This window comes from Bacillus cereus group sp. N6 (assembly GCF_016483705.1).
In the GTDB taxonomy this organism is placed as follows: Bacteria; Bacillota; Bacilli; order Bacillales; family Bacillaceae_G; genus Bacillus_A; species Bacillus_A wiedmannii.
Map to the genome: position 1 here is coordinate 1 of NZ_JAEHBI010000134.1, position 2,715 is coordinate 2,715.

Genomic DNA, 2,715 nt, shown 5'->3' on the forward strand with positions numbered 1-2,715 from the left:
TCCCCTCCAAGTAAAAGTGTAACATCCATGTGTATTCATGGTCTTTTTACACTGTCTACCTTAAGGGGATAATATCAATTCGTGCAATCTCAAAGTTTATAAAAGGCTTCAGTTCAACATTTAGCTATTTTTGTTAGTGAATTTGCTCATCCCGAGATTTTTATTTAAAATTGATTCAATCTTCACCTAATCTTCACCGTATTATTTTATGATATTAAATGAAATAGAGTTAGGAGGGGATTTAATGAAAGGCTCGAAAAGAATAATCATGTCATTGTTTCTTATATTCACCATTTTTGTTACCTCGGCACAAAACTTACAAGTGGCTGCCGCTGCTTCAAATTCCGTTGCGACTGATCAAAAAGCTGATTCAGCTAAATCAATTAACCAAATTGATCTTTTAAAGATTAAAAAATTACTTAAACATCAAAAAAAAGTGTTTAAATTCTATGATAAAAAGATATATCCAAATGGAGTAAACGAAGAGGCAACTGATCAAGCAATTAAAACAACAACAAACAATATTAAAAACAAACAACCTAATTTAATTCCCAAATTGTTGGACTTAGAGAAGGTTCTTCGTGAAGATGAAAATATACCACCTTTTGTTTGGGAGAACTCTAATTACCAGGGTGTAGATGCTGTTGTTAATGCGCTTATTTATCATTGGAACTACTTTAGAGATACCGGAGGTTCTCTGATGAAAGCTATGCAATTGGCCGCAGTTAAAAAGTTTGATCTACCTTATGCAGATTTGAAAAGATGGGAGAAAGACAAGCTTGATAATTATGAATCGTATATTGATACCATCGGAGTTGTTTTAGAAGAGATGAAGAATGAAACATATAAATTCTTAGCTAGTAAAGGAATAAAAGAACTACCTGTATTTCGTGGAATAAAGACACCTGAGAAAATAAATACAGACAAAAACAATATTGGTTCTCATCAACTGGCTCCGCTATCCTCTTTTACTATCTCAAAAGAAGTAGCTGATGACTTTTCTGTTCCTCATCAACCTGGGCTATATCCCTATGTCTTAGTAGAATATGTACCTATTAATCAGATTTTAAGTTTAGGTCCAACAGGACTTGGTACTTGTTTTCTTTACGAGGCTGTTGTTATAGGTGGAAAGGATCCTGATAGTAAATTTTTTATCTTGCCAGGAAAAATGAGTTCCGATAAAAAAAAGAAAGAAACAAAAGCAGCTTAGAAACCAGAACCTTCTATAGGGTACATTTTAGTATTTATACCGTGCTGTTGATTCTGAAGGAAACACAATTGACTTTTATCTGAGTAAAACGAGAAATCATAAGGCTGCAAAGCGTTTCCTTAAGAAAGCTTTGCAGTCTCTTCATGTTTCAAACCCCCGTGTAATTACAGTTGACAAAAATCCAGCTTATCCAATCGCTATTGAAAAATTGAAGAAAGAGAAAAAGATGCCTGCAGGCATCCAAACGAGGCAACTCAAACATTTAAATAACATTGTGGAATAAGATCATCGATTTATTAAAAGACGGATACGCTCTATGTTAGGGCTCAAATCAATTATTCGGCACTCCCTAAACTATCGCCACATTGTGTAAACAGGTTCATATTTTTTTCAAGCTTTATGATTGAACCTTATACCCGTTATCCATTTTTCATTTATTTTTAAGGCTGGAAAGTCCCTATTTAGATGGTTATCTGAAATTACATATGCCTTTAAAATTTATATATTGTATTAATGTGTTTTTGTGGATAAGCAGTAATGAGAAAAGGTGCAGTCCCATTATTAGGGTTATTTACGACTAGTATTAGATCAAATCCTGTTACTAGTTTAATCTGTTTTCCTTTAAGGTTGGGACTTATCGGAAGTAATTCACAAACAGTTGCATTCGTATTTAATAATGTTTGTGAAATGCGATACGTATTTGTCCCAGGTTGTAAAGTAGTCATTTCTAATCCTCTTTTTATCATATTTAAAAACTCAAAATTTTCTACATTAACAAATACTGAATGGGTTCGTTTTGTAGGGTTGTTAGTTGCATAATTATGGGCAAGTACATGCTTTGCATCGAAAGCAACCTTCGATCCATTGTTCAATTGTATAAAAAATCTCCCTCCTTCTTTAACTACATTACTACTTGTCTGAGCAGAAGCCAGTATTTGAGCTGTACCATTATTATAGTTGTTTAAATCTTGTTGCGTAACCTTTGCATCTGTTGGTACGGGTGACGTCAAGCTACTACCTAATATCGCCATAGAAAGCGCTGAGCTGAATAGAATTTTTTTCTTTTTCATTTTATTTCATCCTCCTAATAGGATAATTTGTATGTGTACATTAAAAATGTGTATATCTATGGGTAAATCTGTCCATAATTTATCATTTAAACACTTGCTATTCTTTTGTCCATGCTATAGAAGAGAGGCGAATCACAATTTTGAAAAAACCTGGGTATATGTTACACGTTAGATCTAACATTTTAAGTGGTTATACCAAACATCCAATTTCTAAATTCCAACCTAGAACGTCTATATTAGTTCCACTTAATAATCTAACATGATTTAGAATTTAAGACAGGAGTTATTTATCCTTTGATAAAGGTATATTTAATATTTTTAGTTGATAAATACATGTTAAAAACTCTATCGAAACTTAGGTTCTGGTGCAAATAGAAAAGGGAACGACTGATTCCGTTAGGAATCTAATGTTATGCAGTGAGACCAAAGAGATTA

General features: G+C 32.9%; 2 protein-coding genes and 1 pseudogene. 2 read left to right on the plus strand and 1 reads right to left on the minus strand.

Going from position 1 to position 2,715, the window contains the following annotated elements; genetic code table 11:
* Positions 1-244: 244 nt before the first annotated feature.
* Both JDS99_RS30295 and JDS99_RS30300 read left to right on the plus strand, forming a co-directional pair.
* A complete protein-coding gene (locus JDS99_RS30295) occupies positions 245-1,210 on the plus strand; it encodes a hypothetical protein (protein WP_199696427.1) in 966 nt (321 codons plus the stop codon).
* Positions 1,211-1,241: 31 nt separating this feature from the next.
* Positions 1,242-1,490 (plus strand): annotated as a pseudogene (locus JDS99_RS30300) (DDE-type integrase/transposase/recombinase); the annotation flags it as partial.
* Positions 1,491-1,701: 211 nt separating this feature from the next.
* On the opposite strand, the gene JDS99_RS30305 reads toward JDS99_RS30300, so the two are convergent.
* Positions 1,702-2,280 (minus strand): hypothetical protein, encoded by a 579-nt coding sequence (locus JDS99_RS30305; protein WP_199696428.1) that lies wholly within the window; start codon positions 2,278-2,280, stop codon positions 1,702-1,704.
* Positions 2,281-2,715 lie beyond the last annotated feature (435 nt).

Excerpts from the sequence above, each read along its gene's own strand:
- JDS99_RS30295 (WP_199696427.1), top strand. The coding sequence starts at position 245 with ATGAAAGGCTCGAAAAGAATAATCATGTCATTGTTTCTTATATTCACC.
- JDS99_RS30305 (WP_199696428.1), bottom strand. The coding sequence starts at position 2,280 with ATGAAAAAGAAAAAAATTCTATTCAGCTCAGCGCTTTCTATGGCGATA.